Below are 22,288 nucleotides of genomic sequence, written 5' to 3' on the forward strand. Positions count from 1 at the left end.
AATGTTTAAAATTGTAGATAAATATATCGTAAAAAAATACCTTGGAACTTTTGGTTTCATGTTGATATTGCTGTCTATAGTTGTTTTGGTGATTGATGTTCAGCAGAAAATTCCGCGTATAGAAAGAGCTACAGAAATTGATCCTAAACTTGATTTAAGCTACTTTTTAGTTCACTTTTATCCTTTTTGGATTATTAATCTGGTTGTTACCTTTTTAGCGATTTTGGTATTTATATCGGTAATTTATTTTACTTCAAGAATGGCAAATAATACTGAAATTGTGGCAATTATCAGTAGCGGAGCAAGCTTTCACAGGTTTGCAAAGCCTTATTTGCTAACTTCTTTGCTTATTGCGGTGATTTCTCTTGTGGTCAACCATTTCGTTTTGCCTTGGGCAAATATTAAAAAAAATGAGCTCGAAGCCTATACTTACAATGCGACCAATAAAGACAAGATATTAGGCACAGCTCCCGTTTCTGCGCAGTTGAGCAAAACGGAATATATATTTATCAATTCCTGGAACAAAAAGGAAAAAAGAGGCTACGGATTTGTTTATCAGAAGTTTGATAAAAACCGGAAAATGATTTATGAGCTTAAAGCCAATGATGCGTATTGGGATCCTGCAAAAAAGCAGTTTGTGCTTAATAGTTATCTTGAAAAGACGATTAATAAGGATGATTCCGAAAAGCTTGGGCAAAATTTTGAGCTTAGAAAAAGTTTTGGACAGGCTCCTGAAGAATTGTTTCCCAACGAACTTTTGGGACAGAATAAAACGACTCCCGAGCTTGTAAAATTTATCGACAGAGAAAAAGAAAAAGGAAACAGCAACTTGAATACGCATCTTAATGAGCTTTATCAGCGAACCTCGATGCCTGTTTCGATCATTCTGTTGACGTTTTTAGCGCTTTCATTATCTTCTCAAAAGAAACGTGGCGGACTTGGAATCAATCTGGCGATTGGGATTTCTTTGGCCTTTGTATTCGTTTTTTCCTTTGAAGCCTTAAAAGTGGTTTCAGAAAACAAAAGCATGTCTCCGGCATTGGCGATGTGGTTTCCCAACATTATATTTTTCCCGATTACCTTGATTTTGTATATTAAAAGAGCCAATCAATAAAGCAGTTTTACTTCTTTATGATAAAAAGAACGTGTTCCGTTTTCCAGTTCGATCACTAATTCTCCATTTTTATCGGCAGATTTTATGATGCCATTTTGTCGCTTATCGTCGATTTCAAAAACTGAAATTTCGTTTTTCCTAAATAAATTTAAATTAAATTGGTTTAAAATTTCCTTTTCAGACGGAAAGTTTTCGAGCTTTTCGATTATAAAATTGTGAAGTCCTTTTGTGAAATCTTTAAGTTCAAATTGTTTCCCTGTTTGCGTTAAAATGGATCCTGCATTAGAAATCTTATCAAATTTTTCCTGTAAAATATTGATTCCCGCTCCAATGATAAAGTAGTTTTCGCTATTGATTTTTTTCTTTTCGATCAGAATTCCGGCTATTTTTTTATTTTTAAGAATAATATCGTTTGGCCATTTTATCTTTACGAGGTTTTCAGTCATTTTGGCAATATATTGTTGTATGCATATTGCGGTATAATAATTGAACAGAAAGTCGGTGAGCGCAACGGATGATGTTTTTACAGCTAATGTGTAAGCCAAGTTCTGTTCAGGAACAAAACTCCACGAATTACCGTATTGTCCCCTTCCTTTTTTTTGATTAAAAGTGTAAAGGCCAGTAAAATTTGTATTTGGATAAAGTAAAACCTGAGATATTTCGTCATTAGTTGAAGAACACTCTTTTAGGTAAAATAGTTCGCTCATTTAAGAAAACTTTAAGACATTAAGGCTCTAAAAGTAAGGCTAAAGTAAAAGAAAAACAATAAATTTGCAGATTATAGTATATTTTAATGAATAAGACAGCAGAAAAGCAAGCGCTAATAGATAAAATTGTAGAAGCAATCCAAGATGTGAAAGGGGAAGATATCATGATTTTTGATCTTTCAAACATTGAAAACTCGGTAGCAGAAACATTTATAATATGTAGTGGAAACTCAAATACACAAGTTTCAGCATTAGCAGGAAGTGTAGAAAAAAAAGTAAGAAACGAGCTTCAGGACAGACCTTGGCATGTAGAAGGTACCGAAAACGCCATGTGGGTTTTGGTAGATTATGTGACAGTAGTGGTGCATATTTTCCAGAAGCAGGTAAGGGAATATTATGATATTGAAGAACTTTGGGGTGATGCAATAATCACCAAAATAGAAAATGAAATATAAAAACTTTAAAAGTAATAAATGAATAATAAAGGATTTAACTGGTTTTTTCCGATTGCGATAATAGCTCTTTTGTTATTTTTTGTCTCAAATTTTTTTGGAGATAACAACGCAAAATCTATCGATGAAGATGCTTTCTTCAGAGAAATGCAGACGGGGAAAGTTCAGAATGTATTGATTGATAAACAGGCCCAGAAAGCTGATGTTTTTTTAACACAAGCTGCAAAAGCGGCGACAGTAAAAAAAGAAGATAAAACAAACAATCCTTTTTCAAATCTGAGCATGGCTTCAAAGGCAGATTACAGCCTTAAATACGGAGATTTACAGCTCTTTTTAGAAAAATTTGAAACAATAAAAAAAGATAATCCGACTATAAAAACTTCTAAAGATTATGCAGAAGGAAAAAGTCCGTTCACGGAAATTTTATTCTCCGCATTGATCTGGATCGCTATTTTAGGATTATTCTACTTCATTCTTTTCAGAAAGATGGGAGGTGGTGGAGGTCCTGGAGGACAAATATTCTCTATAGGTAAATCTAAAGCCAAACTTTTTGACGAGAAAGAAAAAATTCAGACAACATTCAAGGACGTTGCAGGATTAGAAGGTGCTAAAGAAGAAGTTCAGGAAGTGGTAGATTTCTTGAAAAACTCAGAAAAATACACAAGATTAGGAGGGAAAATACCGAAAGGTGTTCTTTTGGTAGGGCCTCCGGGAACAGGTAAAACCTTGTTGGCAAAAGCTGTTGCAGGTGAAGCTAAAGTTCCGTTTTTCTCTTTATCCGGTTCAGATTTCGTGGAAATGTTTGTAGGAGTAGGAGCGTCAAGAGTAAGAGATTTATTTGCTCAGGCAAAAGCTAAATCTCCGGCAATTATTTTTATTGATGAAATTGATGCTATCGGCCGTGCAAGAGGAAAAAACAATTTTTCGGGTGGAAATGACGAAAGAGAAAATACATTGAATCAGTTGCTTACCGAAATGGATGGTTTTGGAACCGATGTGAATGTAATCGTAATGGCGGCAACCAACCGGGCAGATATATTAGATAAAGCATTAATGAGAGCGGGTCGTTTTGACCGTTCGGTTTATGTAGACCTTCCGGAATTACACGAAAGAAGAGAGATCTTCGATGTGCATTTGAAGAAGATCAAGCTTGATGATACGGTAGACAGAGATTTCTTGGCAAAACAGACACCTGGATTTAGTGGAGCTGATATTGCAAATGTCTGTAACGAAGCGGCTTTAATTGCAGCAAGAAACAGCCATGAATCGGTAAACAAACAGGATTTCCTAGATGCTGTTGATAGAATCATCGGTGGTCTTGAAAAGAAAAACATGGCGATAAAACCGTCAGAGAAGAAAAGAGTAGCTTTCCATGAAGCAGGCCACGCAACAATCAGCTGGTTGGTAGAGCATGCATCTCCGCTGTTGAAGGTTACAATCGTGCCAAGAGGCCGTTCTTTAGGTGCTGCTTGGTATCTTCCGGAAGAAAGACAATTGACAACTACCGAGCAGATGCTTGACGAAATGTGTGCTACTTTAGGAGGTAGAGCTGCAGAGCAGGTTATCTTTAATAATATTTCGACGGGTGCGCTTTCGGATCTGGAAACGGTTACGAAAAGAGCTCAGGCGATGGTTACGATCTACGGATTGAGTCCAAATATTGGTAACATTTCTTATTACGACAGTTCGGGGCAGTCAGAATATAACTTTGGAAAACCTTATTCTGAGGCAACTGCTTCAAAAATAGATTCAGAGATCAAAACAATTATCGAGCATCAGTATGAAAGAGCGGTAAAGATTCTTACCGAAAACAAAGATAAACTGAATGCTTTGGCGAAAAAACTTCTTGAAAAAGAGGTGATATTCCGCGAAGATCTTGAAGAGATATTTGGTAAAAGAGCATGGGATCCCGAATTAACGGAAAGACCAGTAACTAATACTATTGCGACGACTATTCCGATACACGAAAAAGAAGAAGAAAGTGAAACTCAGGCTCCTGAAAGCCCGACGCAGCTATAAAAATCTTCACAATAAATAAAACAAAACCCGGTAACTTTAAAATTGCCGGGTTTTTTCATAATTAACCGTACATTTTTAGAATCATTATGATTAATTTTCTATTTTTGTATTGAATTGACTAAAATACATTTAAGTTGAGTTTATTTAAAAGAATTGTAAGCAAACTAACCAATCAGCCGGAGGAAGACGACAAACAAAGTCTGGAGAAGCTAGGAGATTCGCTCAAGAATGCGGATCTCGATTATAAGTTTGCCCAATTATTTACACATTCCGGAGGCTTTTTTAATTATTGTGCTGATGAGGCGGAAGCCTTGCAGACATTGAATCAAATCCTGAAAATAGAAAATGTAAACTCTGTTTTTTGTTGTGATAAAGATCTTCAGAATTTTTTGAATGTTGTAAAGATTCCTTACACATCACAACTTGAATTGTCGAATGACGCAGCATTTATCACCTGCGAATACCTTATTGCATACGACGGAAGAATAATGCTTTCGCACAATAATATCCTGCATTATCATTCTTCGAGGCTGCCTTCGAAAATCATCATCATGGCCAATGTTTCCCAGATTGTCAATAATCTAAACGATGCAATGGGAAAAATAAAACGCAGCGGAAATATAAAAAACCTTACCTCTATCAGCGGAAATCATTCTAAGCTGGATACTGCGGCTAATAACAGCGCCAAACTGTTTTTACTGTTATTGGAAGATTAGCATCAAATTCTAAATTTTAAATTTTGGACAAAAACCTTATTCAGAGAACCATTTCGGGGATTGTTTATATCGCAGTCATTATTCTCTGTACCACACCTTTCGGCGCTCAGCTCATTGATCAGATTTCTCCGGGGCTCATCAAGCAGCAATATTTGTATTACGGTTTAATAAGCTTTCTTTTGCTCGTCGGAACCTGGGAATGCATTAAAATAATGAAATTCGGGAACGGCTATGAAAAGTGGATTGTTTTTCCGGTCGTACTGATCATCTTTTATATGTTTTCTAAAAGATATTTCTATCACGATTTTTTCTTTAATTTCCGGCTGACAGAAATATTGGGGCTTTCCCTGATCGTGATTGCGGTAGTTACTTTGTTTAAATTCACCAGCGAGCTCTATTTAGACAGCGGAAAACTTATTTTCACGGTTATTTATGTGGCTCTTCCGTTTTCTTTTGCTTTAGGGTTGCCTAAATATTCCACTTACGAAAATACGTTTTCTTATGAGGTGATCTTCCTTTTCATTTTAATATGGAGCAGCGATACCTTTGCGTATCTGGCAGGAAAATTATTCGGAAAACATAAAATGGCTCCCAAAATATCTCCAAAAAAAACATGGGAAGGATATGCGGGTGGAGTGATTTTAACTTTAATCTTATCTTATTTTGTTGAGCAATACCAGCCGCAGCTTCGCGGTAACTGGATGGTTGTAGGTTTTCTGATCGCAGCATTTGCGCCTTTGGGAGATTTGGTAGAAAGCCAGCTGAAAAGAACTTTCGGCGTCAAAGATAGCGGAAATATCATTCCCGGACATGGCGGAGTATTAGATCGTTTGGATAGTTTTTTAATCTGCGTTCCTGTCGTATATTTGTACTTTATTTTAGAAAGATTTATTTAAACTTATAAAGACGTCTTTAATCCGTGATTACATAAAGATTATGCGATTACAAAGACAAAAAAACAATTAATATCACCTATGAAATTACATAAAGAATCGAAAGGAACAATCGTGGTGGCAACGATACTTTTTGCAATCGTTGCAGCAGTATCGATCTATTTCCTTGAAATATGGTCATTGCTGATCATCATGCCGTTGCTGATTATCTACAGTTTGGTGTTTTGGTTTTTCAGAGTTCCCAATCGTGACATCCTTGATCATAAAGAAAATGTAATTGCTCCCGTAGACGGAAAAGTAGTGATGATAAAAGAGGTTGAAGAAACTGAGTTTTTGAAAGAAAAAGCAATTCAGGTTTCAATCTTTATGTCGCCGTTGAATGTACATATATGCAGGTTTCCGGTTTCGGGAAATGTAATTTATAAAAAATATCACCCCGGAAAATATCTGGTAGCATGGCACGAAAAATCTTCTACCGAAAACGAAAGAACAACGATTGCCGTTGAAAGCATGACGCATCATAAGGTTGTTTTCAGACAGATTGCAGGTTATGTGGCAAGAAGGATTGTTTTCTATTGTAAAGAAGGCGATATGGCGAAAGCAGGCCATGAGTTCGGATTCATCAAATTTGGGTCAAGAATGGATATTTTCTTACCGCTGGATACAGAAATCATCTGTAAAATAGGAGATAAAACTAAAGGCGGACTGGATGTGATCGCTAGAATGAAAGAATAATATGATTATTAAACATAATTACAAAAGAGAAGGCAGAAATGCTTTCTCTTTTTATATTAATCCTTGCTATGTCTATCGGAATACCGTCTGTATGACAAGGAATATGATCTGTCATTTCGGAATATCGTCCGGCTTTGGTCATGTATCAGAGTTAGTGATAATATCATTTTTATTTATAACTTACTGAAAACCAATAGAAATAAAAAAGAATATAACAATATAACAAAGGTATCTTAACCCTACTCTTGTTGTTTTCGTCTAAAAAAGGATATTTAAAAAGCTGAGAATCATTTCTCGTGTATCAAAGTTAGTGATGGAAGAAAATAGCGATTATTATTAGGAAATGCAAGGGTTTCTTACGGAAGAAACAGCGGTAATGTATCAGATTTAGTGATAAGCATTATTCGACAGCTTAACTTATTGAAAATCAAATAAAATTTGATAACAAAATAATTCAAAACAAGAGTAGGTATTCCCTATTCTTGTTATTTTTATTGAAAAAAGGATATCTAAATAACTGAGAGTCATTCCTAATGCATCAGATTTAGTGATGAAAAAAATTGAGATTTTTATTAAATGAAAAAAGAGTTTAGAGAAACAATACAGATGTTTTTGAAATTAAGCAGTCCGTATAAGGTCACCCGATCATAAAAAAGTAATTAAACTGATGCTTAAGCTTTAATATATTTTTTCACTTCATCAATCATCTTCAAAATAAAATCTACAGGCAAATCTTTTTCCATATCGATCAGAAGAATCTTAAACTTCTTTCTGCCTTCCTGAATCAGCTCTAGGTAATCTAAACGATCACCGTGATAAAAGCTCACATAATGCTTTTTGTATTTTTTGCTGTAATACAAATAACAAAGCATCTTCTTTTTATATTTAAAAAATGGAAGTCCGAAACTCAATGTTTCTGTAATGTTTTCAGGATCAGATTCTAATATTTTCTTTCTTAAAAACAAAAGAGTACTTCTTTCAGGCTCTTCGATTCTGTAGAAATACTCTTGTATAAGATTCATTTAAAACGAATTAAGGTTTAATCAAAATTCTGAAGCTCAACCAGTTTATGATAAACGCCACGGTTTGCAATAAGCTCGTGGTGAGTGCCTTGTTCTACAATATCACCTTTCTCCATTACCACGATCCAGTCGGCTTTCTGAATGGTTGAAAGTCGATGCGCAATGACTAATGAAGTTCTGTTTTCCATCATTTTTTCAAGAGCATCCTGCACAAATTTTTCAGATTCTGTATCTAAAGCTGAAGTTGCTTCGTCCAAAATCATAATCGGCGGATTTTTAAGAACCGCTCTCGCGATGGAAACCCTTTGCTTTTGTCCGCCCGAAAGCTTTCCTCCATCATCACCAATATTCGTATCATAACCATTTGGAAGTTGTGAGATAAAGGTGTCTGCATTGGCGATTTTTGCAGCTTCAATCACTTCTTCTCTTGAAGCTTCAGGTTTACCCATCATAATGTTGTTGTAAACCGTATCGTTGAATAAAACAGATTCCTGAGTTACCATTCCCAATAATTTTCTGTATTCTTCGAGTTTTAAATGTTTGATGTTGGTTTTGTCGATTAAAATTTCACCTTCCGAAACATCGTAAAATCTTGCTAAAAGATTGGCAATAGTCGTTTTTCCGCTTCCGCTTTGACCAACTAAAGCGACTGTTTTCCCTTTCGGAATTGTAAGGTTGAAATTTTTCAGGATCAAATTAGACTTATCATAATAAAAACCAATATCTTTAAATTCAATATGAGCATCAAGATTTGAGATTGAAACAGGCTCGGATATTTCTTCGATTTTCACATCTGCATCAAGAATTTCCAAAACTCTTTTTAAAGAAGCTTCCCCTTTCTGAACATTAGAAATTGAGGTGGATAAACTTTTCATAGGAGGCAGAATCTGGAAAAAAATCCCTAAAAAGACTAAGAAATCAGCAGGAGAAATGCTTTGTTCTACAATGATCTGTTTTCCGCCGTACCATGCAATGATTAAAAATGTTACCGAACCTAAAAATTCGCTCATCGGCGATGCCAGTTCTTTTTTTCTTCCTAATCTTATCGAGCTGTTAATCCATCTTTGCATAGACTGCATAAAACGGTTGTCCATTATCTTTTCTGCATTAAAAATCTTGATCACTTTTGACGATTTCAATGTTTCGTCTACAATGGAAAATATGGTTCCCATTTCATTCTGAGCTTCATGAGAATCTTTTTTCAAGCTTTTTCCGATGAGTGCGATCAATGTTCCCATTACAGGTAAAACCAAAAGTGAGAAAAGCGTCATTTCGGGGCTTAAGAAAAATAAAGTTACCAATGTGCTGATCAACATAAACGGAGCATTGATAAGGTCTACAAGACTTCCTAAAATACTGCCTTCTACATCGCCTACATCATTTGACATACGAGACATCATATCACCTTTTCTGCTTTCGGTAAAAAATGAAACAGGCAAAGAAAGGATCTTGCGGTACATTGCACCACGAAGGTCTTTAGTAACGCCAACACGATAATTGATTAATAAATATGAGCCTAAATATCTGAAAATATTTCTCAGCAAAAACATGAAGGCGGTAATGACACAAAGCCAGGCGAGTACATTCAGCGAGCCATATTCTGTTACTAAACTCTGAACGTAATAATTTGAATATTCTTTTAAATATGAAAAGAAATCTATAATTTCTCCCGAGTAAACAGGTGGCGATGTGTATTTTTCAGGTTTTATGGTTCCGAAAAGCATTCCCAATACAGGCAAGATTGTTCCTAAAGAAGCGATCTGAAACAGAGAATACATCAAGTTGAAGAATAAGCTTCCGTAGATGAATTTCTGATGCGGTTTTGCAAACTTCAGTATTTTTTTATATTCGTTCATTCATTAAAATTGGATAGCAAAATTAATTAAAATATAATGATAAGACGTTCTTTAATTGAAGTTTACTTTATCATTATACTTCGGATTGAAGTTTTTTGGACTTAATTTCTCTAAAGTTTTTCCAAAATTGTTGATAAGCTGGGTAAGATTGTCAAAATCAACAACGCTCACATCGTCATTTACCTGATGATAATGCTTTATTTTACTCATGTCGGCTGTAGAAATAGAATGTGCAATGATTTTCTTTTTAACAAAACTCACATTATCCGATCTGTAAAATAATTGCTCCTGCGCATAAGGATCGGGATGTATTCTTAATTCGTTTGCTGCATTTTGGTTAAACAATTCGTCAAGGTCAGAAAATTCATCTCCTGTAATGAAAACTGCATTTTTCCCAAATTCGGATTCTGTGGCCACCATTTCAAAATTGAAAAGTGCAGAAAGATTATTGTAAACTTTATCTAAATTTTTGTCTTCGGCAATAGCCATTGAGCCCAGCATTCCTTTTTCCTCACCATTAAATGCTATGAAAACCATAGAGAATTCAGGCTTTTTATTTTTAAAATAATCTGCAATTCCTACCAAAGTTGTGATTCCGCTTGCATCGTCGTCGGCACCGTTGTAGATATTGTCGCCACTTTTTTTATTGGTTCCGATATGATCAAAATGCCCTGAAAATCCTAAATATTTTTCGGATGCACCTTTTTTGATTCCACAGACATTGTAAGCTGTTTTTCCTTTATAATTGAATGGAACCAAATAAGAATTTCCGGTGCAATATTCTAGATTATTTTCTTTAAAAAGCTTAGCAATATAGTTTGCGGCATTATCGTTTTCCGGAGTTCCTATTTCACGGCCTTTCATTTCGTCTGATGCCAATGTTGAAAGAATATCGGTGATTTTTTCCTTCGAAACTTCCTGAGCTAAAGTGTACATCGAAAAAAGTGATAAAATAAAGAAGGTTATTTTTTTCATTTTAGATTAAATTTAAATAATCTGTCGCAGTTTAAACGGAAATGTTGCATCAAATCTTATAAATTTAATTTTTAGTTCCCACAGATTTCATGATTTGTTTATATTAATATGTATTTTTCATAAATAAATGCAAATGGCTGTATCAATCTGTAAGTTTAGAAAATAAAAAACAGCTTCTAAAAAGAAGCTGTTCTCTCTCAAAAAAATCATTGTAAGGTTATCGGAGTCTGTCTACAGATTTTACGAGCCTCTCATCTTTCTTGATGAAAACATTTGCCAGAAGCAAACATATCACCGCAACAGACGGGAAAACCGGCTCAATACCCTTCTCAGGAAAATCTATTCCTCCGGATAAGTTTTGCAGCCAATACGCCAATATACCAATCAACAAAGCGTTTATAAAAATGCTGATATTATTCAGCATGATCTGTCTTTTTCTGTTTTTAAAACTAAATAAACTGAAAGCTCCCAACAAAACTAAAACAGCTGATGAAATGTCAATAATCGGAAAGCTTCCGAAAACATCCACATCTTCTCCTGTAATAAATAAGAAAACTGCTGCTAAAACCGACAGCAAAATCCAGATTGTCTGTATTCTTTGTAACATAAAGTTTTAAATTCACAGCAAAAATAACATAAATTTTGCACAATTCAAAAATAAGTGTAGATTTGCAATATACAATGTACTTGAAAACAAAAGTCACCGGACTTACTTTTCTTACTCACAACTAATTACATTTTTACATAAAATATGTTTAACATAGAAACGTTAAGGTCAAAATCCATTTCGGAATTGACTAAAATCTTGAAAGATTTGGGCGTTAAAGTTGCAAGAAACAGCACAGATAATGATAAAATCTTTGCTATTCTTGATTTTCAGGCTTCCAATCCAAAAATTTCAAAAGATTATTTTAACACCACTGAAACAAGTGCCGAAGCTGAAGAGAAACCTTCCCCAACTGAAAAAGTGGTGAAAGCTACTCCTAAAAGAGCCACACCCAAAAAAGCAACAAAACCTAAAGTTGCCACCGAAACTTCCGCAGAAGTAGAACCCGCTAAACCCAATGAGAATTCTGAAGACAAAGAAGTTATTGCAGAAGCGATTGTAAAGGAACCTGCAAAAGGAGCTGTAGAAGAAAGATCTTCAAACAATGCTTCCAAACAAAAAAGAAGGAGAGTTTCCTCCGATACAAACAATCCTGAAATTCAGGAAAAGGAAAAGACAGAAGCTCCAGTAAATACAGATTCTCAGCCTGCTCAGGCAAAAGAAGAAAGGCCTAAAAGACCTCAACAAGGCCAGCCTCAAAATCAAAAAGGGCAAAATCATCCACAACAGAACAGTGGAAATCCTCAAAACAGAAATCAGAATCCCAACCAGAACCAAAACCCTAACCAGAATCAGAACAGAAATTCTGAAAGGCAGGAAGAAAACGAATCTCGAAAAGAGTTCAATTTCGACGGAATGGTAAGCATTGAAGGAGTTTTAGAGATTTTACCGGATAATTACGGATTTTTGCGTTCTTCGGACTTTAGCTATATTTCTTCACCGGATGATGTGTATGTTTCAACTGCGCAGATCAGAAATTTTGGTTTAAAAACCGGAGATACCGTAAAGGGTATTGTAAGATTGCCAAAAGAAGGAGAGAAATATTTTTCTTTATTAAAACCACTTGAAGTCAACGGACGTGATCTTGCATTTATCAAAGATCGTGTCGCTTTTGAATATTTAACACCACTTTTCCCTGAAGAGAAATTCAATCTTACCGGAGATAATTCTACAATGTCTACAAGAATTGTCGATTTATTTGCGCCGATCGGAAAAGGACAAAGAGCAATGATTGTTGCGCAGCCCAAAACGGGTAAAACAATGTTGCTGAAAGATATTGCTAATTCTATTGCAGCAAATCACCCGGAAGTTTATATGATGGTGCTTTTGATCGACGAACGTCCTGAAGAAGTTACCGATATGGAAAGAAGCGTAAATGCGGAAGTAATCGCTTCTACATTCGATGAGGCGGCAGATAAGCATGTGAAAGTTGCCAATTTAGTTTTAGCAAAAGCTCAACGAATGGTCGAATGCGGGCATGATGTTGTGATTTTATTAGATTCTATTACAAGATTGGCAAGAGCTTACAATACGGTAACGCCGGCATCAGGAAAAGTACTTTCCGGAGGTGTGGATGCCAACGCTTTGCACAAACCGAAAAGATTTTTTGGTGCTGCTAGAAAAATTGAAAACGGAGGTTCGTTGACAATTATTGCAACCGCATTGATTGATACAGGCTCTAAAATGGATGAAGTTATTTTTGAAGAATTCAAAGGTACCGGAAACATGGAACTTCAGCTAGACAGAAAAATTGCCAACAGAAGAATTTATCCTGCGATCGATCTTGTATCTTCAAGCACAAGAAGGGATGATTTACTTTTAGATGAAACAACTTCGCAGAGAATGTGGATTTTCAGAAAGTATCTTTCAGAAATGAACCCTATCGAAGCAATGGAATTTGTAAATAAAAATATCAGAGGAACTTTAAACAATGAGGAATTCCTGATGTCGATGAATAAATAAGATATTCGTTAATATTGTTGAAAGAGCACAGATGTTTTTAATCTGTGCTCTTTTATTTTATCTAATCAAACTATCAATGTTAAAGATTTATTAAAATAATCTGTAATTGTTGATATTGGCTTAAATATTGGCTAAATTTGGGTTATAACATTAAAAATTAAAATTATGTCATTTGAACTACCAAAACTAGGATATGCTTACGATGCATTAGAGCCGACTATTGATGCGAAAACAATGGAGATTCACCATACAAAGCATCACCAAGCTTATATCGATAATTTAAATAAAGCGATTGAAGGAACAGACCTTAGCGCACTTACAATTGAAGAAATCTGCAAAAACGGTGTTGAAAAAGCAGCAATAAGAAATAATGGTGGCGGACATTACAACCATTCTTTATTCTGGGAAATTTTAACTCCAGGCGGAAGCAAAGAGCCTGTAGGAAGTGTAAAAGCTGCAATTGAAAATTATGGAGGCTTCGAAAAATTCAAAAATGATTTTTCTGATGCTGCAAAAACAAGATTCGGGTCTGGATGGGCTTGGCTTGTTAAGAATGAAGACGGATCTGTATCTGTAACTTCCACGGCAAACCAAGATAATCCTTTAATGCCTGTTTCAGATGTAAAAGGAACACCTGTTTTAGGTTTGGATGTTTGGGAGCACGCTTATTATTTAAATTACCAAAACAGAAGGCCTGATTATGTTTCTGCTTTCTTTGAAGTGGTAAACTGGGATAAAGTTGAGGAATTATTCAACAAATAATTGTAAGCTATTATAAAATAAAAAAGGTTCAGAATTTTCTGAACCTTTTTTGTATCATCTAATCGCATCAGCTGCGCCAAGCCCATTCATGCGTAATCTGTATTTCCAATTGACATAAGCAAAAACCTGATATAATTTATACTCAAATTTAATTCCGTATTTTTCTTTGGGATCATAATCAATAGAGGATTCTATAACGTTACGATATCTTCCAGAATGATAATAAGAGTTCCATTCAGTTACCAGCATTGTATTTCTGCTTTTGAGATGAGATTCAGAATATTGACTTATTGGTCTTGCAACAGCATTCAAAAAGTAATCAAACTGTGTATCAATTACAGTAAGTTCCCATTCTCCGTCATCATTTTTAGAAGGATACATAACAGATTCTTCCTTATTCTTTGTTGACTGTGCAATACAACTTACAGTAGCAAAAGCAAGAATTATAATTAAAATTAACTTTTTCATGATAATAAAGTTATAAAAAAATATATCAAAATAGTGATCTTGAATTTACGGCTCTTTCTGTACAATCACAAAAGCCGGGAAGTGATCGCTGTAACCGCCTGTAAATTTGTCGCCGTCCCAAGATCGAAAAGGGTAACCTTTGTAATTTCCTTCTTTGTTGATCATATAAGCAGGAGCATAAATTTCAGTTTTAAATACAGAATATTGTTTAGGATCTTCATTTAAAACCAAGTTTTTAGATACAATGATCTGATCAAAAAGATTCCCTGAATCACGATATGCCAAAGAAGCAACCCCTTTTTTATATAATGGATACATCAAATTCAGATATGGATTTTTATCATTTAAATCTTTAGTTGAAGCAGCCGCTCTTAAATAATTTTTCAGACTTGCGTTTACAGGATCATCATTGAAATCTCCCATTGCAAAGAGCTTTGTAGAAGGATCTGCTGTTCTTATACTGTCCATTTGTTGTTTCAGCAAAACTGCGGCAGCATTTCTTTTGGGTAATGAAACTGCTTCGCCACCTCTTCTTGAAGGCCAGTGATTCATAAAAAATGCTACTTTTTCGTTATCCAAGAAACCTGTAACTACCAGAATGTCTCTTGTGTATTCTCTTTTTCCTTCCGAATTGTAAATTTTCAGCTCTTTTTTTAAAGAATTGGTTACCGTAAATCTCCTTTTCTGGTAAATAAGCGCAACATCAATTCCTCTATAATCGAAAGAATTGTAATGTATAATTCCGTAATCATATCTGGCTAAAGCCGGTTGCTTGATCAGATCTTGAATTACCTGTCTGTTTTCAACCTCGATAAGGCCTACAACAACAGGAGCTGATTTTGTGTATTGAGAGCCGATTTCTGCAATTACTTTTGCAGTATTTTCCAGCTTTTTCCGGTAGATTTTTGTATTGTAGTTTTTTGCGCTTTCTGGTGTGAATTCTTCTGAGCCGCTTTGATATCTTACTACTTTTTTACCTATCAAAAACTCATTACCCCATTGCCCTTCATATTTTTCTGCTTCAAGATATTTAATGGAATCAAAAGAAATACTTCTATGAAATGCAGGATTGGTCTTGTCTTTTGTCCCGTCTATATAATCAGCCGAACGAATGGTGTCCCAAAGGTTTTCAACATTTAGAAATCCTACAGCAGCAACTTTCTTCAATTTCCCGTGCTGTGCAAAAATTAATGTCGAAAATATAATAGTTAACAAACATGAAAATTTCTTCATCTTAAAAATTGTTTAATTGCAATTTACTTATTTTTAAATTGTTTATTTTAACTTTTTATTATTTTTAATTGAATATTTTACTCTTTTTGTTTAATATTACAATAATTTAATAACCTTAATTAAATTTAGGTTTAAAAAAACAAAATTAGCATTAGCCGAATTTGTGGTTTTAAGCATTTTCATTAAAAAACTAGATGAAGAAAATAAATAAACTATGATTAAAAAATTATCATTAGTCTTTTCATTTACTTTGCTTCCTGCATCATTTTATTTTGCGCAAACGACTGTATTTGCGTACCTTAAAGATGCTCACGGGAAACCTGTAGAGAATGCGGAAGTAGATGTAAAAGACAGCGAGAATGATGTGTCGGCGGATAAGATCGGATATTTCCAGCTTGTCGATTTGATGCCGGGACATTACCAGCTGGTGATTACAAAGCCCAATTACGAAACAAAAGTAATGGAATTTGATGTCTCCGCTGATAAAAAGAAAAAAGATTTAGGTATAATCACGCTGTATTCAAGTCTTACCGGCGCAGATCAGGGATTGGCAATCATTGAAACTGAAAATGATGAGGATAACAGCAACCAAGCTTCGACCGTTGGTTTACTACAGTCTTCGCAGGATGTATTCAGCAGGATTGCAGCGTTTGACCTAGGCTTTTATTGGTTCCGGCCGAGAGGAATCGATGGCAGAATGGGAGAGACGATGCTCAATGGAGTGTCGATGATAAAGTCGGATAACGGGAATGTAGATTTTGGGAACTGGGGCGGTCTTAATGAAATTACCAGATATCCCGAAATCTCACAAAACCATGCCCCGTCTGAATATGCTTTTGGCGGAAACAGTTCGGTTATTTATAAAAATACCAAAGCAAGCGAATACAGAAAAGGCTTTCAGTTTACACAATCTCTTACCAACAGAAATTACAGAAACAGAACGTCTTTAAGATACAGTTCCGAGATGAACAGTAAAGGTTGGGCGTTTACCGTGATGGGAGCCAGAAGATGGTCAGGGGAAGGCATTCAGGAAGGAACTTTTTATGATGCTTACGGAGCTTATTTAGGGGTTGAGAAAAAGTTTAATGACAAGCATACGACGACATTTAATTTTATTGCTGCTCCGTACAGAAGATCTACTTCGAGCCCAAGTACGCAGGAAGTTTACGATTATAGAGGCGTACATTACAATTCTTATTGGGGATATCAAAACGGAAAACAACGAAGTGAAAGGGTAAGAAGAGGGTTTCAGCCGATTTTTCAATTGCAGGATTTCTGGAAAATTAATGATAAATCAAGCCTTTGGACTTCAGTTTCTTATCAGTTTGGTAAAGATAAAGGTTCTCGCTTAGACTGGCAGGATGTACAAAATCCGTCGCCTACTTATTACAGGAATTTACCAAGTTATTATGATTCTTTAGATCCCGATGCTTCTGTTTTAGATCCTTCGGGAGCAATGACGACCGCACAAGATGCATTTCAGACCTCATTATCTGAATGGAGAAACGGAGACCCGAATGTCACTCAACTAAATTGGGACAGTTTTTACACAAGAAATAGACAAAAGCCCGCAGAAAATCATTACGGACAAAATGGGAAAAGGGCTTTATATTATCTGGTAAACGATGTAAATGATGACAAGATTCTAAATGTAGGGACACATTTTGTGCACAATTTTACTGAAAAGACAAGGTTTTTGCTAAATATTTCTTATCAAAATTATTATTCGGAACAATACCGTGAAGTTAAGGATTTGTTGGGTGCAGACTTTGCTTTAAACAAAGATCCTTTTGCCGATACCAATCAGCCTGGAGATTCGGGTTTGTTTAATGAAGGTGAAGAAAATGTAACGAAGAAAGTTGGGGATAAAATAACGTACGATTATATTTTTAGAAGACAGGAAGTAAAAGTAAATCCGGGAATAAAATTTTCTACAGGCAAATTTGATGTTTTTGTTTCTGCGATGGCAGGCTATTCTTCTTCCAGCAGAGAGGGTTTATTCAATCATTATTTATATGAAGATTCTTATGGAAAAGGCAAAAATTATAGCTTCTGGAATTACGGTTTGAAAGGTCAGGCAATTTATAAATTAAACGGAAGACACTTCTTTATCTACAACGGTGCTTATTATTCACAGGCTCCTTATCTGGAAGATCTTTTCATCAATCCAAGAGTAAACGGTTCTGTTGCACCGAATATCAAAAATATGATTGTTAGCGCCAATGATCTTAGCTACGTGATTTCGTCACCATTCGTGAAATTGAGATTAACCGGATATTTGGTAAATACAACGAATGAAACTACCGTACAAAGATTTTTTGCAGATGGAATTCAGTTAAATAATTCGGATGACCAAGGTAATCAGACTTTGGTTCAGAGTGCATTTGTAACTCAGGTGATGACCGATGTTAAAAGAAAAAATATAGGTGCAGAATTCGGCATTGATGTCAAAGTATTACCAACTTTGTCTTTGCAGGGATTGGCGAGTTTTGGGCAGTTTACTTATCAGAACGATCCTACAACTTATTTTGCTTCTGATGCTGCAGGTGCTTTTTCTAACGGACTATCATATGTAAATTTAGGGAAAGCATATATAAAAAATTACCGTCAGGGAGGAACTCCTCAACAAGCATTTTCTTTGGGTTTAAGATATAATTCTCCAAAATATTGGTGGATTGGAGGCAACTGGAATTATCTGGATGATAATTATTTAGATCCTTCTGCTTTAATCAGAACGGAAGCTTTCGTTCAGAACAATACTTCTTCTACGCCATTTTATGATCTTACAGAGTCTGAATTAAGAAGGGTTTTAGAACCAAACAAATTACCTTCTGCATTTTTCTTTAATCTGAATGCAGGAAAATCTTGGGTTATAGGCAAATATTATGTATTGATTTCAGCGACCGTAAACAACATATTTGATAATACAAGATACATAACAGGAGGTTTTGAGCAAACCAGAAATGCAAAGTTCCCAAATTTCAGGCAGGATAATGACAGAGAATTTACACTATTCGCTCCCAAATATTGGTATACACAAGGAAGATCTTACTTCATCAACTTACAACTCAGATTTTAAATTGATTACTTTAAAAAATAACTAAAATGAATATAAAAAAATACTTAAATATAATAACAGGAGCTGCATTCGTCATACTTTCTATTATGTCTTGTGTACAGAAAGATGAATGGGAAACTCCGCCGATCAACTGCAACAATAAATTTGCTGCGCCCAATATCTCAATGGCAGATTTTAAGGCAATGGCTCCGGCAACTGGATTTATTTTAATTACAACAGATCAGATTTTCGATGGCTATGTGGTTTCTTCAGATGAAAACGGAAACTTTTATAAAACTATTTCTTTTCAGGATAAAGCTGAAAATCCAACAACAGGAATACAGATTGAAGTTGATAAATCAAGCAACTATGCAGATTTTCCGATTGGCGCACATATCAGGATTAATGCTAAAGGTTTGAGATTGGGTTTAGACAAAGGAGTTGTGAAAATTGGCTCTGTTGACCCCAATTATCCGATCGGAAGAATTCCTGGCTCTTTGGTGGGAAGGTATATCTCCGGAGTGTGTAATGGTAACGGGCTTGATGTCGCAACTTTAAAGCCTCTTTCATTACCCACTTTAAAAGCTGCTAAAGATGTAAAGTATATTAATATGCTGGTAAGAGTGTCAAATGTACAGTTTATCAAAGATGAGATTCATCCTGTCAACAAAAAATTTATTAATTATGTAGCAAATACAGGGCAAGATACCGACAGAACTTTGGAAGATGCGCAAGGAAATACTGCTACACTGAGAAATTCAGGCTTTTTCTCAGAAGGTTCAAAACTATTGCCGGAAGGAAACGGAGACGCTGTATTTGTTGTAAGCCGTTACAATACAGATTGGCAAATGTTGATTAGAAAAACAAGTGATCTTGATTTTACAGGAAATAGGATAGATACTGCTCCGCCACAAGGAGGAACTGCAATTGCGTTTTCAGGAGCATTTCTAGAAAATTTTGAAGGCTATTCTCCGAATAATTTAGAAATATTTCCTAAATATGTCAACGATCCTGTAGAAGGAAACCGTTATTGGCAGTTGAAAACGTTCAGTAATAATAAATACATTCAGCTTTCTGCAAATTCGGGCACAGGAGCTTATGTTACTTATTTTGCAGTACCTGTAGATTTTACGGCAGCCAGCCAATTTAAGTTTGATGTAAATGTAGCATTCTATAAAGGAAATCCTCTGAAAGTCTACACAACTACAGATTATACAGCATTAGGAGATATTACTACAGCTACAAAAACAGATATTTCTTCTAATTTCACTATTCCTACGACGCCGGTTAACGGATTTGGAACATTTGGGCCGGCAGGAACTTACAATATTCCACCAACGTTGACGGGTAACGGATATGTTATTTTCGAATATTCAGGCAACGCATCAGGTATTACAACAACAATTCAACTTGATAATATTCAGGCTTTATAAACCAAAAAATTATCACTGAAAAAGGGGAATTGCATTTGTAGTTCCTCTTTTTAATTTATCGCAGAAATAGTATTTCATAGTTAAGTGTAATGCTTTGTTTAACTTAAAATAATAAATCATTATTAAAAATATCTTGTTTGGCTTTGCGATTAAAACTTTTATTCCGAACTTAGTTTAAAGAAATGTCAGGAAACCAATTTAAATCAAAAAAACCACTGCAAAAGCAATGGTTTTCATTATAATTTAAATTAAAAATTTCTTTTAAAAAGAAACTTCATTTACTTCTTTTCCGCGTTGGAAATTCATTGTTTTTTGGCTTCCTTTATACGCAATATTCACAAGGTTTATTTGCTTTGGGAATGCACTTAAAAGTATGGTGTTCTTTATCTTTAAGCTGTTGATATCCGAAACTCCGCTGGTTTCAAAATATACCCAAACTGCTTCTCCGCTTACCTGGCTTCCTGTGAAAGTAAGGGTTTTTGAGGAGTTGTTTACATAAACATCAAAATTGTTGTTCACATATTTCTTTACTTCGGCTTCAAATCCTGCGGTATTGCGATTGATTTTAATGGCATCCGAAATATGGCTTGTATTCATCTTTGTGGTAAATTTCAGAGTTTTGCTTCCGTCAATATAATCCACTTTCGTCATTGATGAGTAAAAATCAACACTAATGAAACTCATAAGCACAAATAATGTTAAAATACTCAATATATATAATTTTTTCTTCATCTTAATTAATAGATTTACAATCATTTTTGTTATTTATAAGTCTCAAATATAATGCCAATTAAAAATTCACGTTTACAGAATATTTTTCATAAAACGCCCGGATATGTTCTACGGCTTCATCCGCAGTGTCTACCACGCGATAAAGATCAAGATCATCTTCGGAAATCATTCCTTCGCTGAGCAAAGTTTCTTTAAACCAATCCAGTAAGCCTCCCCAAAATTCAGATCCCACCATTACAATAGGAAATCTTCCGATTTTGTTGGTTTGAATAAGCGTAATTGCCTCCGTAAGCTCATCTAAAGTCCCAAAACCTCCCGGCATTACGATGAAACCCTGAGAATATTTCACAAACATTACCTTTCTTACGAAAAAGTAATCAAAGTTCATCGAATAGAGTTTACTAATATAAGGATTAAAATGTTGTTCGAACGGCAGATCGATATTTAAGCCAATTGATTTTCCTTCTGCATTGAAAGCGCCTTTATTACCCGCTTCCATGATTCCCGGGCCACCGCCTGTAATGATCCCGAAGCCGATTTTTGTGATTTTCTCGGCTATCTCAACCGCCATATCATAATACTTACTTCCGGGTTTCAGTCTTGCTGAGCCAAAAATCGATACACAAGGTCCGATTTTAGCCATCTTTTCGTAGCCATTTACAAATTCTGCCATGACTTTAAAAACCATCCAGCTGTCTTTGGTGACGATTTCGTCCCAGGTTTTCTGTCTGAAACTATTATGCAGTATCGATTCGTTTATATCAAATTCAGGATTTTGTAAACTTTCATCTCTGTTTCCTTCAATTCCCATTGTCATTTTATTTAAAGTATTTTTCGGCTTCTGTTACAGATTCCGGTCTTCCTACATCTATCAAAACACTATTGTGCAGAAAACCGTGAATTTTTTCAGTCTTCATCAGATCAAGATATTCTTCCATAACAGAAAATTTGCCTTTTCTTTTTATTTTGTCGAAGATTCGTGGATTAATGCAATGCACGCCGCTGAAAGCATAAGGTTTAAATCCTTTATTAAACTCCGCCAGTCTTTGCTCTCCTGTTTTTATATTCAGCCAGCCTCTCAAAACCATGTCATCATTAAAAAGCAATTTCCTGGAGCTTTCTCTATCCGAAACCGCTAAAGTAGCAAAATCTTTAATGGTTTTATGATATTCTACAAAATCGTTGATATTGATATTAGTGAGTATATCAGCATTCATTATTAAAAAATCTTCTCCGTGATCGAGAAATTTTCTAGCAAAAATCAAACCACCGCCGGTTTCCAAAAGCTCGTCAGATTCATCCGAGATCTCAATATTGCAATTGAAATTGTTGTTCTTTTTCAGAAACTCATCAATCTGACTTCCAAAATGATGGATGTTGATGACAAAATCTTTAATTCCAAAACTTTTCAGATAATTGATATTCCTTTCCAAAAGAGGAATGCCATTCACTTTCGCCAAAGCTTTAGGATGATGATCTGTAAAAGGTTTCAATCGTGTTCCTTTTCCTGCTGCAAAAATTAGAGCCTTCATATTTTATAATTG

Annotated in this window: 20 protein-coding genes; 10 read left to right on the forward strand and 10 right to left on the reverse strand. The window is 35.2% G+C overall.

From position 1 onward, the window contains the following. The first annotated feature begins 1 nt into the window (after nt 1). Nucleotides 2-1,114 (forward strand): LptF/LptG family permease, encoded by a 1,113-nt coding sequence (locus AC6CHK_RS02610; protein WP_498093274.1) that lies wholly within the window; start codon nt 2-4, stop codon nt 1,112-1,114. Here the strand turns inward: AC6CHK_RS02610 and AC6CHK_RS02615 are convergent. Continuing rightward, entirely contained in the window at nt 1,108-1,821 is a 714-nt protein-coding gene (locus AC6CHK_RS02615; RefSeq protein WP_498093276.1) for a biotin--[acetyl-CoA-carboxylase] ligase, read from the reverse strand. The genes AC6CHK_RS02610 and AC6CHK_RS02615 overlap by 7 nt on opposite strands. 86 nt (nt 1,822-1,907) lie before the next feature. Here AC6CHK_RS02615 and rsfS point away from each other — a divergent pair, with 86 nt between their 5' ends. The 5 genes from rsfS (at nt 1,908) to AC6CHK_RS02640 (ending at nt 6,636) form a co-directional block, all read left to right on the forward strand. Beyond that, a complete protein-coding gene (rsfS, locus tag AC6CHK_RS02620; protein ID WP_498093278.1) occupies nt 1,908-2,276 on the forward strand; it encodes a ribosome silencing factor in 369 nt (122 codons plus the stop codon). 18 nt (nt 2,277-2,294) lie between these two features. Then, entirely contained in the window at nt 2,295-4,292 is a 1,998-nt protein-coding gene (ftsH, locus tag AC6CHK_RS02625) for an ATP-dependent zinc metalloprotease FtsH (protein ID WP_498093280.1), read from the forward strand. 134 nt (nt 4,293-4,426) lie between these two features. Beyond that, nucleotides 4,427-5,008: an LUD domain-containing protein gene (locus tag AC6CHK_RS02630; RefSeq protein WP_498093281.1), complete on the forward strand. Its 582-nt coding sequence runs from the start codon at nt 4,427-4,429 to the stop codon at nt 5,006-5,008. Nucleotides 5,009-5,031: 23 nt separating this feature from the next. Next, nucleotides 5,032-5,904 carry a phosphatidate cytidylyltransferase gene (locus AC6CHK_RS02635; protein ID WP_498093283.1) on the forward strand — a complete coding sequence of 291 codons (873 nt, stop codon included), beginning with the start codon at nt 5,032-5,034 and terminating at the stop codon, nt 5,902-5,904. A 78-nt stretch (nt 5,905-5,982) separates the two neighbouring features. Beyond that, nucleotides 5,983-6,636, forward strand: coding sequence for a phosphatidylserine decarboxylase family protein (locus AC6CHK_RS02640; protein ID WP_498093285.1), 654 nt, complete (start codon nt 5,983-5,985; stop codon nt 6,634-6,636). 671 nt (nt 6,637-7,307) lie between these two features. Here the strand turns inward: AC6CHK_RS02640 and AC6CHK_RS02645 are convergent. The 4 genes from AC6CHK_RS02645 to AC6CHK_RS02660 form a co-directional block, all read right to left on the reverse strand. Then, nucleotides 7,308-7,658, reverse strand: coding sequence for a DUF1801 domain-containing protein (locus AC6CHK_RS02645; RefSeq protein ID WP_498093286.1), 351 nt, complete (start codon nt 7,656-7,658; stop codon nt 7,308-7,310). Between the two features lie 17 nt (nt 7,659-7,675). Continuing rightward, entirely contained in the window at nt 7,676-9,514 is a 1,839-nt protein-coding gene (locus AC6CHK_RS02650; protein WP_498093288.1) for an ABC transporter ATP-binding protein, read from the reverse strand. A gap of 51 nt (nt 9,515-9,565) precedes the next feature. Continuing rightward, nucleotides 9,566-10,489, reverse strand: coding sequence for a M28 family peptidase (locus tag AC6CHK_RS02655; protein WP_498093290.1), 924 nt, complete (start codon nt 10,487-10,489; stop codon nt 9,566-9,568). A 217-nt stretch (nt 10,490-10,706) separates the two neighbouring features. Continuing rightward, nucleotides 10,707-11,096, reverse strand: coding sequence for a DUF4293 domain-containing protein (locus AC6CHK_RS02660; protein WP_498093292.1), 390 nt, complete (start codon nt 11,094-11,096; stop codon nt 10,707-10,709). 144 nt (nt 11,097-11,240) lie between these two features. On the opposite strand from AC6CHK_RS02660, the gene rho reads away from it, so the two are divergent. Both rho and AC6CHK_RS02670 read left to right on the forward strand, forming a co-directional pair. After that, the gene (gene rho / locus AC6CHK_RS02665; protein WP_498093294.1) at nt 11,241-13,058 is read left to right on the forward strand and encodes a transcription termination factor Rho; all 1,818 of its coding nucleotides are present in this window, start codon (nt 11,241-11,243) and stop codon (nt 13,056-13,058) included. Between the two features lie 165 nt (nt 13,059-13,223). Beyond that, the gene (locus AC6CHK_RS02670) at nt 13,224-13,820 is read left to right on the forward strand and encodes a superoxide dismutase (protein WP_498093296.1); all 597 of its coding nucleotides are present in this window, start codon (nt 13,224-13,226) and stop codon (nt 13,818-13,820) included. Between the two features lie 54 nt (nt 13,821-13,874). Here AC6CHK_RS02670 and AC6CHK_RS02675 read toward each other — a convergent pair whose 3' ends face one another. Both AC6CHK_RS02675 and AC6CHK_RS02680 read right to left on the reverse strand, forming a co-directional pair. After that, nucleotides 13,875-14,288 carry a DUF6146 family protein gene (locus tag AC6CHK_RS02675; RefSeq protein ID WP_498093298.1) on the reverse strand — a complete coding sequence of 138 codons (414 nt, stop codon included), beginning with the start codon at nt 14,286-14,288 and terminating at the stop codon, nt 13,875-13,877. 45 nt (nt 14,289-14,333) lie between these two features. Continuing rightward, on the reverse strand, nt 14,334-15,521 hold the full coding sequence (locus AC6CHK_RS02680; RefSeq protein WP_498093300.1) for an endonuclease/exonuclease/phosphatase family protein: 1,188 nt from the start codon (nt 15,519-15,521) through the stop codon (nt 14,334-14,336). Nucleotides 15,522-15,735: 214 nt separating this feature from the next. Here AC6CHK_RS02680 and AC6CHK_RS02685 point away from each other — a divergent pair, with 214 nt between their 5' ends. Both AC6CHK_RS02685 and AC6CHK_RS02690 read left to right on the forward strand, forming a co-directional pair. Next, nucleotides 15,736-18,600, forward strand: coding sequence for a carboxypeptidase regulatory-like domain-containing protein (locus tag AC6CHK_RS02685; RefSeq protein ID WP_498093302.1), 2,865 nt, complete (start codon nt 15,736-15,738; stop codon nt 18,598-18,600). Nucleotides 18,601-18,626: 26 nt separating this feature from the next. Beyond that, a complete protein-coding gene (locus tag AC6CHK_RS02690; RefSeq protein WP_498093304.1) occupies nt 18,627-20,012 on the forward strand; it encodes a M949_1556 family lipoprotein in 1,386 nt (461 codons plus the stop codon). 261 nt (nt 20,013-20,273) lie between these two features. Here the strand turns inward: AC6CHK_RS02690 and AC6CHK_RS02695 are convergent, their stop codons facing one another. The 3 genes from AC6CHK_RS02695 to AC6CHK_RS02705 form a co-directional block, all read right to left on the reverse strand. After that, nucleotides 20,274-20,696 carry a DUF6702 family protein gene (locus AC6CHK_RS02695; protein ID WP_498093306.1) on the reverse strand — a complete coding sequence of 141 codons (423 nt, stop codon included), beginning with the start codon at nt 20,694-20,696 and terminating at the stop codon, nt 20,274-20,276. 106 nt (nt 20,697-20,802) lie between these two features. Further along, nucleotides 20,803-21,555 carry an LOG family protein gene (locus AC6CHK_RS02700; protein ID WP_498093307.1) on the reverse strand — a complete coding sequence of 251 codons (753 nt, stop codon included), beginning with the start codon at nt 21,553-21,555 and terminating at the stop codon, nt 20,803-20,805. 7 nt (nt 21,556-21,562) lie between these two features. Then, nucleotides 21,563-22,276, reverse strand: coding sequence for a nucleotidyltransferase family protein (locus AC6CHK_RS02705; RefSeq protein WP_498093309.1), 714 nt, complete (start codon nt 22,274-22,276; stop codon nt 21,563-21,565). Nucleotides 22,277-22,288: the final 12 nt, after the last annotated feature.

The organism is Chryseobacterium sp. GQ58 (assembly GCF_059758895.1).

Bases quoted from the DNA above. Each gene is read 5' to 3' on its own strand.
- AC6CHK_RS02690 (WP_498093304.1), top strand. From the start codon at position 18,627: ATGAATATAAAAAAATACTTAAATATAATAACAGGAGCTGCATTCGTC.
- AC6CHK_RS02645 (WP_498093286.1), bottom strand. From the start codon at position 7,658: ATGAATCTTATACAAGAGTATTTCTACAGAATCGAAGAGCCTGAAAGA.
- AC6CHK_RS02650 (WP_498093288.1), bottom strand. From the start codon at position 9,514: ATGAACGAATATAAAAAAATACTGAAGTTTGCAAAACCGCATCAGAAA.
- AC6CHK_RS02700 (WP_498093307.1), bottom strand. From the start codon at position 21,555: ATGGGAATTGAAGGAAACAGAGATGAAAGTTTACAAAATCCTGAATTT.
- AC6CHK_RS02615 (WP_498093276.1), bottom strand. From the start codon at position 1,821: ATGAGCGAACTATTTTACCTAAAAGAGTGTTCTTCAACTAATGACGAA.
- AC6CHK_RS02705 (WP_498093309.1), bottom strand. From the start codon at position 22,276: ATGAAGGCTCTAATTTTTGCAGCAGGAAAAGGAACACGATTGAAACCT.
- AC6CHK_RS02655 (WP_498093290.1), bottom strand. From the start codon at position 10,489: ATGAAAAAAATAACCTTCTTTATTTTATCACTTTTTTCGATGTACACT.
- AC6CHK_RS02685 (WP_498093302.1), top strand. From the start codon at position 15,736: ATGATTAAAAAATTATCATTAGTCTTTTCATTTACTTTGCTTCCTGCA.
- AC6CHK_RS02660 (WP_498093292.1), bottom strand. From the start codon at position 11,096: ATGTTACAAAGAATACAGACAATCTGGATTTTGCTGTCGGTTTTAGCA.
- AC6CHK_RS02695 (WP_498093306.1), bottom strand. From the start codon at position 20,696: ATGAGTTTCATTAGTGTTGATTTTTACTCATCAATGACGAAAGTGGAT.
- AC6CHK_RS02670 (WP_498093296.1), top strand. From the start codon at position 13,224: ATGTCATTTGAACTACCAAAACTAGGATATGCTTACGATGCATTAGAG.
- AC6CHK_RS02640 (WP_498093285.1), top strand. From the start codon at position 5,983: ATGAAATTACATAAAGAATCGAAAGGAACAATCGTGGTGGCAACGATA.
- rsfS (WP_498093278.1), top strand. From the start codon at position 1,908: ATGAATAAGACAGCAGAAAAGCAAGCGCTAATAGATAAAATTGTAGAA.
- AC6CHK_RS02675 (WP_498093298.1), bottom strand. From the start codon at position 14,288: ATGAAAAAGTTAATTTTAATTATAATTCTTGCTTTTGCTACTGTAAGT.
- rho (WP_498093294.1), top strand. From the start codon at position 11,241: ATGTTTAACATAGAAACGTTAAGGTCAAAATCCATTTCGGAATTGACT.
- AC6CHK_RS02680 (WP_498093300.1), bottom strand. From the start codon at position 15,521: ATGAAGAAATTTTCATGTTTGTTAACTATTATATTTTCGACATTAATT.
- AC6CHK_RS02610 (WP_498093274.1), top strand. From the start codon at position 2: ATGTTTAAAATTGTAGATAAATATATCGTAAAAAAATACCTTGGAACT.
- ftsH (WP_498093280.1), top strand. From the start codon at position 2,295: ATGAATAATAAAGGATTTAACTGGTTTTTTCCGATTGCGATAATAGCT.